The sequence below is a fragment of the Kitasatospora sp. NPDC057198 genome (genome assembly GCF_042670125.1).
Lineage (GTDB): Bacteria > Actinomycetota > Actinomycetes > Streptomycetales > Streptomycetaceae > Kitasatospora.
Map to the genome: position 1 here is coordinate 1 of NZ_JBHUWH010000323.1, position 9,187 is coordinate 9,187.

At 72.1% G+C, this 9,187-nt stretch carries 9 protein-coding genes; all 9 read right to left on the reverse strand.

Annotated elements, in window-relative coordinates; translation table 11 throughout:
* Positions 1–138: 138 nt before the first annotated feature.
* Positions 139–1,503, reverse strand: coding sequence for a DivIVA domain-containing protein (locus ACFUEL_RS28415; protein ID WP_380239625.1), 1,365 nt, complete (start codon positions 1,501–1,503; stop codon positions 139–141).
* A 46-nt stretch (positions 1,504–1,549) separates the two neighbouring features.
* Positions 1,550–1,840: a YggT family protein gene (locus ACFUEL_RS28420; protein WP_014135258.1), complete on the reverse strand. Its 291-nt coding sequence runs from the start codon at positions 1,838–1,840 to the stop codon at positions 1,550–1,552.
* A gap of 78 nt (positions 1,841–1,918) precedes the next feature.
* Positions 1,919–2,539, reverse strand: coding sequence for a cell division protein SepF (locus ACFUEL_RS28425; protein ID WP_285736532.1), 621 nt, complete (start codon positions 2,537–2,539; stop codon positions 1,919–1,921).
* A gap of 195 nt (positions 2,540–2,734) precedes the next feature.
* Positions 2,735–3,547 carry a YggS family pyridoxal phosphate-dependent enzyme gene (locus tag ACFUEL_RS28430; protein ID WP_380239626.1) on the reverse strand — a complete coding sequence of 271 codons (813 nt, stop codon included), beginning with the start codon at positions 3,545–3,547 and terminating at the stop codon, positions 2,735–2,737.
* Positions 3,544–4,278 carry a peptidoglycan editing factor PgeF gene (gene pgeF, locus ACFUEL_RS28435; RefSeq protein WP_380239627.1) on the reverse strand — a complete coding sequence of 245 codons (735 nt, stop codon included), beginning with the start codon at positions 4,276–4,278 and terminating at the stop codon, positions 3,544–3,546. Before pgeF ends, ACFUEL_RS28430 begins: the two co-directional genes overlap by 4 nt.
* On the reverse strand, positions 4,275–5,492 hold the full coding sequence (ftsZ, locus tag ACFUEL_RS28440; protein ID WP_380239628.1) for a cell division protein FtsZ: 1,218 nt from the start codon (positions 5,490–5,492) through the stop codon (positions 4,275–4,277). Before ftsZ ends, pgeF begins: the two co-directional genes overlap by 4 nt.
* Positions 5,493–5,826: 334 nt before the next feature.
* The gene (locus ACFUEL_RS28445) at positions 5,827–6,600 is read right to left on the reverse strand and encodes a cell division protein FtsQ/DivIB (RefSeq protein ID WP_380239629.1); all 774 of its coding nucleotides are present in this window, start codon (positions 6,598–6,600) and stop codon (positions 5,827–5,829) included.
* Positions 6,593–7,699 carry an undecaprenyldiphospho-muramoylpentapeptide beta-N-acetylglucosaminyltransferase gene (murG, locus tag ACFUEL_RS28450; RefSeq protein ID WP_380239630.1) on the reverse strand — a complete coding sequence of 369 codons (1,107 nt, stop codon included), beginning with the start codon at positions 7,697–7,699 and terminating at the stop codon, positions 6,593–6,595. Before murG ends, ACFUEL_RS28445 begins: the two co-directional genes overlap by 8 nt.
* 6 nt (positions 7,700–7,705) lie before the next feature.
* Positions 7,706–9,073: a putative lipid II flippase FtsW gene (ftsW, locus tag ACFUEL_RS28455; protein WP_380239631.1), complete on the reverse strand. Its 1,368-nt coding sequence runs from the start codon at positions 9,071–9,073 to the stop codon at positions 7,706–7,708.
* Between the last annotated feature and the right edge of the window lie 114 nt (positions 9,074–9,187).

Sequence of the window (9,187 nt, forward strand, 5' to 3'; positions counted from 1 at the left end):
GGGAACCGCGCGACCGACCGGGCGCCCCGGGCGGGATCCGCCCCACCACGGGGCCCGAGCCCCGGACGGCGTGCGCACGGCGAAGGGCGCCCCCGGCCGTCGTGGCCAAGGGCGCCCTTTCGAGTAAGCGCTCCGCGCTTAGTTGTCGCCGTCCTCGTCGATCAGGAAGCCCCGCATCGGCGCGGGAGCCTGCTGCATCGGCTGCGGGGGCTGCGGGCGGACGGCCGCCATCGGCTGGGTCATGCCCGCCGGAGCCATCGCCCCGTTGCTGCTCGCGGAGGCGCCGCCGAAGGACGGGGCACCGGAGGAGCCGCCGAAGGAGGAGCCGCCGAAGGACTGGTTCCCGCCGAAGGACGGGGTGGAGCCGAAGGACGGCGCCGGGGAGGACATCGCGCTGGCACCGGCGGGCGCCATCGACGACGCGGCCGGCGGCAGCGAAGCGGTGGCGGGGATCCGCGGCGGGGCGAGCGAGTCGTCCGCCTGCGACTCCAGCTGGCGCAGCTGGGTCTCCAGGTAGGACTTCAGCCGCGTGCGGTACTCGCGCTCGAAGGCGCGCAGGTCCTCGACCTTGCGCTCCAGGGTGGCGCGGGCGGACTCCAGCGAGCCCATCGCGACGCGGTGCTTCTCCTGGGCGTCCCGCTCCAGGGCGTCGGCCTTGGACCGGGCGTCCCGCTCCAGGCCCTCGGCGCGGCTGCGGGCCTCGCCGACGATCTTGTTGGCCTCGGAGCGGGCCTCGGAGATGGCCTGGTCCGCGGTCTGCTGGGCGAGCGCCAGGACGCGGGCGGCACTGTCGCCGCCGGGGTTCTGCTGCTGCTGCATCGGGTTGCCCATCGGGCCGCCCATCGGCTGGAGCTGCTGCCCGCCCATCGGCTGGAGCTGCTGGCCACCCATCGGCTGAAGCTGCTGGCCGCCCATCGGCTGGCCCATCTGCTGCTGCATCGGGTTGCCCATCGGCTGCAGCATCTGGCCGCCCATCGGCTGGACCAGCTGCTGCTGGCCGCCCATGGTCTGGCCCATCTGCTGCTGCTGCATCGGGTTGCCCATGCCCTGCTGCTGACCGGCGGGCAGCTGCGGGGCGCCGGAGGGCAGGCCGAGCGGCTGGTTGCCCATGCCCTGGCCCATGCCCTGCTGGTTCCCCATGCCCTGCTGGTTGCCCATGCCCTGCTGCGGGCCGGCGAGCTGCTGCGGGCCGCCGAGCTGCTGCGGACCGGGGCCCTGCTGGCCGGGCACCGGCGGGCCGGATATGGCGGCGGGGACGGGTGCGCCGGGGCGGCCGCCGTCCTGCGGGGCCTGCTGCTCCTTGCGCATGTTGGCCTGGTTCTGCGCGGCGGCACGCGTGGCGGCGGCCAGCTTGGCCCGCAGGTCCTCGTTCTCGCGCAGCAGGCGGGTCAGCTCGGCTTCGACCTCGTCGAGGAAGGCATCGACCTCGTCCTCGTCATAGCCTTCGCGCAGCCGGACGGTCGTGAACTGCTTGTTCCGAACGTCCTCGGGGGTCAATGGCATCTCTTCACCTCAACGTGATCGTCGGACCGGCATCCTGTCGCATCGTTCAGAACGACAGGCGCTGCACGAGCGAGATCAGGACATACACAATGATCATCAGTACGAAGAAGGACAGGTCGAGCGCCACGCCCCCGAGACGCAACGGCGGGATGAATCGCCGAAGAAGCTTGAGTGGCGGATCCGTGACAGTGTACGTGGCCTCCAGCACCACGACCATGGTCTTCCCGGGACGCCATGAACGGGCGAACTGGAACACCCAGTCCATGACGAGTCGGAAGAGCAGGATCAGCAGGAACACGGTCAGCACCCAGTAGAGCACCGAACCGAAGATCCCCATCGCGTCTCCCTCTCCCTGGCCGACGTACCGTCAGTGACGCTCTGTCAACAGACCCACACGTGTGGTCGTGGGTTCGGGTCAGCTCTGGTTGAAGAACCCACCCTCGGCGATCCGAGCCTTGTCCTCCGCCGTTACATCGACGTTAGCAGGCGACAGCAGGAACACCTTCTGTGTCACGCGCTCGATACTGCCGTGCAGACCGAAGACCAGTCCAGCGGCGAAGTCTACGAGCCGCTTGGCGTCCGTGTCGTCCATCTCGGTCAAATTCATGATCACGGGAGTGCCGCCGCGGAACTGTTCCCCGATGGTACGGGCCTCGTTGTAGGTCCTGGGGTGCAGCGTGGTGATGCGGTACGGCTCTCGTTCGTTGACGACCTTGGGCATGATCACCGGGGTGCTCTTCTCCAGGTTGCGGTGGCGCTCGGATGTGATGGACGACACGGGAGCCATCCTCGGCTGCTCCTGCCGGATCGGGACCGCGGCGGGCACCGGCTGGGGCGCGATGTGGGCCACGGGCGCCGGCTGGGGGGCGGGAGCGGCGGGAGCGGGGGCCGCGGAGCGGAGGTCCTCGGTCCGGCCGGTGCGGATCGGCTCCGGATCCGCGTCGTAGTCGTCGTCGGGGTCGTACCCCTGGCTGTCGTAGGTCTCGTCCTCGACCAGACCGAGATAGACCGCCATCTTGCGCATCGCGCCGGCCATGCTGCTGTCTCCTCCGCTCATGCGCCCACCGTGTCGCCCTGCGGATGCCGTGGTCCTCTTACGACCTGTCAGGCCGACGGTCCGTCAGACCGCGGAGTGTGCGCTCGGATGCGATCCACGGTTTACCAGCAGACTGATCATCTGCTAGGTTCTGTCCTATTTTGTCCTGCAGTCTGATCTACTTACTCGGTGACGTTACCCGAGCGGTGACCGCACTCCGAGCACCGCCGTACCGACGCGTACATGTGTCGCTCCGGCGGCGATCGCCTGCTCCAGATCCCCGCTCATCCCTGCCGAGACCATGGTTGCAGCCGGATGGGCCGCGCGTACGTCGCTTGCGATTTCCGCCAGCCGCGCGAAGGCGCGCGCCGGGTCGCCCGCCAGCGGGCCGGCGAGCGGTGCGACGGTCATCACACCGTCCAGCCGCAGTCCGGGCGTGTCGGCGATCTTCTCCGCCAGCGCGAGCACCTCGGCGGGCGCCACCCCGGCCCGGTGCCCCCCCTCGCCACCCGCGGCGGAGCCGCCAATGGACACGGCCTTGTCCAGGGCGACCTGCACCAGGCAGCCCAGCGGCGGGCGCTCGGCGGCGCGGACGGCGGCGGCCAGCGAGTCGACCAGCCGGGCCCGGTCCACCGAGTGCACGACGTCGGAGTAACGGGCCACCGAGCGGGCCTTGTTGGTCTGCAACTGGCCCACGAAGTGCCAGGTCAGCGGGAGTTCGACGCAGCGCTCGGCCTTGGGGGCGGCGTCCTGGTCGCGGTTCTCGGCGACGTCGGTGACGCCGAGCCCGGCGAGCAGCGCGGTGTCCTCGGCGGGGTAGGTCTTGGTCACCACGATCAGGGTGACCTCCTCGCGCGGGCGGCCGGCCGCGGCGCAGGCGTCGGCGATCCGGCGCTCGACCACGTCGAGGTTGGCGCCGAGCTGCTCGTAGCGGGCGCGCTGCCCCTCGGTCAGCGCGGCGGAGAAGCCGCCCCCGCCCGGGAACGGACCGTAGATGTCGTTCGTCATGAGTGTGAGGGCCCCAGCCAGACGTAGCTCGCGAGTCGGCCGGTCCGCTGCTCCCGACGGTAGGAGTAGTGGTCCGGTGATTCGAGCGTGCAGACGGATGATCGCACCACATCCTGCACCCCGGCCTCGGCGAGCTGCGCGGCGACCCCGGCGGGGACGTCCAGTGCGGGGGTGCCCCAGGAGGTCTCGGCGTGCGCGGCCGGGACGAGCGCGGCGACCTCGGCGCGCATCGCCTCCGGCACCTCGTAGCAGCGGCCGCAGACCGCGGGGCCGACGGCGGCGACGGTCCGCTCGGGGCGGGCGCCCAGTTCGCGCATCGCGGCGAGCACCGCGGGAACGACCCCGGCGGCCAGGCCCGGGCGCCCGGCGTGCGCCGCGCCGACCACTCCGGCGGCCGGATCGGCCAGCAGCACGGGGGTGCAGTCGGCGGTCAGCACGGCGAGGGCGAGCGGGCGGTCGGTGACCACCGCGTCGACGGCCGGGGCGGTGCCCTCGGGCTGGCGCCCGGTGACCACCGCGACCTCGGCGCCGTGCACCTGGTTCATCCAGACCACGTCGGCCGGGTCCAGGCCCAGCTCCCGGGCCGCGAAGAAACGGTTCTGCTTGACTGCTTTGGGCGAATCGCCCACCGCACCGCCGAGGTTGAGCTCCCCGTACGGCGCGGTGCTCACCCCGCCCCACCGGGTGGTGGAGGCGAAGTGAGCACCGTGTCGGGAGAACGCGTCGATCACTTGAGGAAGTCCGGCACGTCGAGCTCCTCCGCGGGGCTCTCGACGTACGGCTGCCGCACCGGCTGCACCTGCGGCGGCACCGGCGGGGCGGTGGCCGTCGCCGGGGCCGGGGCCTCGGCGGCGCGCACCGGCTCCTCGGCGCGGGTGACCGAGCCGATCGAGCCGTAGGACGGCCGGGCGGCCGGGCGCTCGGGGGCGGCGGACGGGGCCGAGGCGGCACTGGCGGAGGTGGACTTCACCACCGGCTCGCGGACGATCGCCGGCGGCTGGCCGCCGTCGAACCCGGCGGCGATCACGGTGACCCGGACCTCGTCGCCGAGCGCGTCGTCGATGACCGCGCCGAAGATGATGTTCGCCTCCGGGTGGGCCGCCTCGCTGACCAGCTGGGCGGCCTCGTTGATCTCGAACAGGCCGAGGTCGGAGCCGCCGGAGATGGAGAGCAGCACGCCGCGGGCGCCGTCGATGGACGCCTCCAGCAGCGGCGAGGAGATCGCCATCACCGCGGCGGCCTTGGCGCGGTCCTCGCCGCGGGCCGAGCCGATGCCCATCAGCGCCGAACCGGCGTCCGACATGACCGACTTGACGTCGGCGAAGTCCAGGTTGATCAGGCCGGGGGTGGTGATCAGGTCGGTGATGCCCTGCACGCCGGAGAGCAGCACCTGGTCGGCGGAGCGGAAGGCGTCGAGCACCGAGACCTGGCGGTCGGAGATCGACAGCAGCCGGTCGTTCGGGATGACGATCAGGGTGTCGACCTGCTCGCGCAGGCTGGCGATGCCGTCCTCGGCCTGGTTGGCCCGGCGGCGGCCCTCGAAGGTGAACGGGCGGGTGACCACGCCGATGGTCAGGGCGCCGAGCGAGCGGGCGATGTTGGCCACCACGGGCGCGCCGCCGGTGCCGGTGCCGCCGCCCTCGCCGGCCGTCACGAAGACCATGTCGGCCCCCTTGAGGACCTCCTCGATCTCCTCGCGGTGGTCCTCGGCGGCCTTCCGGCCGACCTCGGGGTTGGCGCCGGCGCCGAGGCCGCGGGTGAGCTCGCGGCCGACGTCGAGCTTCACGTCGGCGTCGCTCATCAGCAGCGCCTGGGCATCGGTGTTGATCGCGATGAATTCGACGCCCTTGAGCCCGACCTCGATCATCCGGTTGATGGCGTTGACTCCGCCGCCGCCGATGCCGACGACCTTGATGACCGCGAGGTAGTTCTGGGGTGCTGCCACGTCGGGGCCTCTCGCCTCGAATTTCCGGGTCGGCTCCCCTGGATTGTGAAGGCCGACGGATGTCGATGGGTGGGAAGCACGTGGTTCCAACCCGAACCCTAAACTTGAGGTTGAGGGTTATGGCTGTGCCGGTGTCACCTCGGTGTCGAGCACAGCTCGTTGACACAGGACAGTAGGTCGCAACCGGCGCGTGTTTCAACGAACACGCCGAGCTTCCCTTTTTCTTTTGAGCCTATGTGATCATCGACCCCTCGGTGAAACCGGGGTGACCACCAAGGGTCGGACCGGAGCCGTGGCTCCGTCAATACCGCCCCCGGGGACAGAACTTACCGGATCAACCCGACACCGCCGGGGCATCCGGCGCACTCACGTCGTAATTCGACGCCTTCTGACCGAGCAGTGCCGTCAGCACCGCCGCCTTGCGCGGGGTGTCCTCGGCGCTCCCCCAGCGGACGGTCGCGCCGGAGGCCAGCTTCAGCCGGATGTCGTCGTAGGAGTAGACCGTGAGCGAACCGGCCTGCTTCGCCACGTCCGACGGCAGTCCGGCAGCCACCGTGATCGCCGAGCGGACCAGGGTCGGGCGGTCGATCACGGCCGCCGCGTCCTGGGCCGGCCCGCTCAGTTCGAGGGCCACCACCGGGACGCCCGGCGGGGGCCCGGGCTCCGTGGCGAATTCCACACCGCCGGCGTCGACCTGGACGAAACCGCCGCCCTCGTGCTGGACCGCCGCCACCGCGCGGCGCTCGGTCACCTTCACCCGCAGGGTGTGCGGCCAGCCGCGCCAGACCTCGACCGAGGCCACCCGCGGGACCTTCGCCACCTCGGCCCGGACCTCGTCCAGGTCGACCCGGGCCAGCGGGCCGCGGGCGCTGCCGCCGAGCGCCCGCTCGACGTCCTGCCGGGTCAGCCTGCCGGAGTCCAGGCCCTGGACGGCCACCCCGCGGACGTCCAGCGCGGAGGAGAAGAACACCGTCCAGCCGAGGCCGCCGAGCACCAGCGCGCCCAGCGCGACCAGCACCCCGACGCCCCGGCGGGACAGCCGGAGCCGGGGCGGACGGACCGGTTCGCCGTCCTCCCCCAGCTCCTCCTCGTACTCCTCGTCAGCCACGGCGCCGGCCGCCGCGGGCGGCCTCGATCGCCTCGTACACCATCTGCACCAGCAGGTCGTCGGCGTCCCGGCGGCCGAACTCGGCGGCGGCGCGCGACATCTCCCACAGCTTGGCCGGATCGGTCAGCACCGGCAGCACGTTCTTCAGCACCCAGTCCGGGGTCAGCTCGGCGTCGTCCACCAGCAGGCCGCCGCCCGCCTTGACCATCGGCTGGGCGTTCAGCCGCTGCTCGCCGTTGCCGATCGGCAGCGGCACGAACGCGGCCGGCAGGCCGACCGCGGCCAGCTCGGCGACCGTCATCGCGCCGGCCCGGCAGAGCATCATGTCGGCCGCCGCGTAGGCCAGGTCCATCCGGTCCAGGTAGGGCAGCGCCCGGTACGGCGGCATGCCCGGGATGTCGTCGATGGTCGGCAGCTCGTTCTTCGGGCCGACCGCGTGCAGGATCTGCACGCCGTACTGCTGGAGCCGGGGCGCGATCGCCTGCACCGTCTCGTTCAGGCGCCGGGCGCCCTGCGAGCCGCCGGAGACCAGCAGGGTGGGCAGCCGCTGGTCGAGGCCGAAGTGGTGCCGGGCCTCCGGGCGGACGGTGCCGCGGTCCAGGGTGGCGATGGTGCGGCGCAGCGGGATGCCGATGTACCGGGAGTCGCGCAGCTTGGAGTCGGGGGTGGAGACCGCGACGAAGTCGCTGTAGCGGGCGCCGATCTTGTTGGCCAGGCCGGGGCGGGCGTTGGCCTCGTGCACCACGATCGGGACGCCGGCCCGCTTGGCCGCCAGGTAGGCGGGCATCGCCACGTAGCCGCCGAAGCCGACCACCGCGTCCGCCCTGACCCGCTCGATGACCTCCTGGGCGGCGCGCACGGTGCCGCGCAGCCGGCCCGGGACGGTGATCAGCTCCGGGGTGGGCTTGCGGGGCAGCGGCACGGCCGGGATCAGCGCCAGCTCGTAGCCGCGCTCCGGGACCAGCCGGGTCTCCAGGCCGCGCTCGGTGCCGAGGGCGGTGATCCCGATGGACGGGTCGTGCCTGCGCAGCGCGTCCGCGAGCGCCATGGCCGGCTCGATGTGACCGGCGGTCCCGCCGCCGGCGAGTACGACATGCACCGAAATTCACCGCTCCCTGCGCGGCGGCCGGGCGGCCTTTCGCGCTGTGGTTTTCCTACCTGGCAGCACCCGGTCCAGGACTCGCCCGAACCGGGAGTTGGCCCCTTTTCGCCATCTGCGGGGCCGGGCAGCCAGCGCTGCCTTCGCCGCCGGGGAGCTGCGTGCGAAGCACAGCAGCAGCCCGATGGCGCACATGGCCGACAGCATCGCGGAACCGCCGTACGAGAACAGCGGCAGCGGGACGCCCGCGATGGGCAGGAGTCCCAGCGCCGACCCCAGGTTGACCACGGCCTGAGCCATGATCCACGTGGTGGCGGCGCCCGCCGCGTACCGCACGAACGGGTCCGTGGTGCCGAGGGCCACTCGGATACCCGCGTAGCCTAGTGCCGCGAAGAGCGCGAGCACGGACAGCGTCCCCACCAGTCCGAGTTCCTCGCCGGTCGCGGCGAAGATGAAGTCGGTGTGGGCCTCCGGGAGCTGCCCCCACTTCTCCACCCCGGCGCCCAGCCCGGAGCCGAACGGCCCGCCCGCGGCCAGGGCGTACAGGCCGTGCAGGGCCTGGAAGCAGTCCAGGCTCGGGTCCGGCTTGGTGACGCCGACGCAGGAGAGCCGGCCGAGCCGGTGCGGCACCGTGATGATCAGCGCGGTGCAGGCGACCACCGCGATGCCGAGGGTGGCGGCGAACAGCCGCAGCGGGGCGCCGACCATCCAGAGCAGGCCGAACAGCATGGCGATCAGCACCATGGTGGTGCCCATGTCGCCGCCGATCATGATCAGCATCATCAGCACGACGGTGCCCGGCACCAGCGGGATCAGCAGGTGCTTCCACTGGTCGAGCATGTGGGTGCGCTGCTTGCGGGCCAGCAGGTCGGCCGCCCACAGCAGCAGGGCGAGCTTGGCGAACTCGGACGGCTGGATCTGGAAGAAGCCCAGGCTGATCCAGTTCCGGTTGCCGTTGATCCGCACGCCCACGCCGGGGATCGCCACCAGCACCAGCGCGCCCACCACGCCGAACAGCAGCGGGTAGACGGCGGTGCGCAGCACCCGCACCGGGGCCCGGGTCAGCACCACCGCGATCGCGCCGCCGAGCAGCAGGGCGACCAGCTGCTTGCGGAAGAAGAACGTCATCGGCAGGCCGTACTCCACCACCACGCTCTGCGAGGCGGAGAACACCATCACCAGGCCCAGCACGACCAGCAGCAGCGAGGCGCCCAGGATCAGGTAGTACGGCGTCAGCGGGCGGGCCATCAGGTAGCCGAAGCGCTCCCGGGCGGCCCGGAAGCGGGCCAGCGGCCCGGCCGACTTGAAGGTGGTGGTGGTCGCCGAGATCAGCTGGAGGCCCTGCGGGGGCTCCTTCTCCCTGGTCGGCACCACGGGCTCCTCACGGTTCGGGTCACGGTTCGAGTCTCGGACGGGAACGCGCCGGGGTCCTCCGACGGCGAGGCCGCGCCCGGGCGGTGAGCCGCCGGCGGGCGCGGCCTCGTGGTG